The organism is Lyngbya sp. CCY1209 (assembly GCF_035615495.1).
Classification (GTDB): domain Bacteria; phylum Cyanobacteriota; class Cyanobacteriia; order Cyanobacteriales; family Microcoleaceae; genus Limnospira.
In genome coordinates, this window is sequence record NZ_JAJENU010000370.1 from 1 (window position 1) to 485 (window position 485).

1 protein-coding gene is annotated in these 485 nt (G+C 44.5%); it reads left to right on the forward strand.

The annotated features are described in order from the left end of the window. Nucleotides 1–485 (forward strand): group II intron maturase-specific domain-containing protein (locus LKE08_RS10500; RefSeq protein WP_324704171.1); only part of this gene is annotated, 485 nt, incomplete at both ends.

Sequence of the window (485 nt, forward strand, 5' to 3'; positions counted from 1 at the left end):
CTAAGAGAAATTGAAGTTGACGGAGAAAGAGTCCTACCCGGATTCGACTTTTTGGGGTTCAATATCAGGCAATATCCAGCCGGAAAACACGTCTCAGGGAAAAGTGGGGGAAAAGTCAGCAGATTATTAGGCTTCGTAACCCACATCAAACCGAGCAAAAAGGCAATCAAAGCCCACATTGAAAAGGTGAAAGAGGTGATTAAAAATCACAAAACAGCACCTCAAGCCGCCCTGATTAAAAGACTCAACCCCATCATCACAGGATGGGCAAAGTATTACTCAGGGGTAGTCTCCAAGGAGATTTTCAGCAAGCTAGATAACATACTCTGGCAACAACTGCGGGCATGGATAGTGTCACGATGCGGAAACGCCGAATACAAAACTCTCAGAAAATACTACCGAACAGGTATGGCAAAACTGAGCAACGGGGATGAAAGGAAGGATAAGTGGATATTCCAAACTAAGGATGGTCTACGACTCCAAAA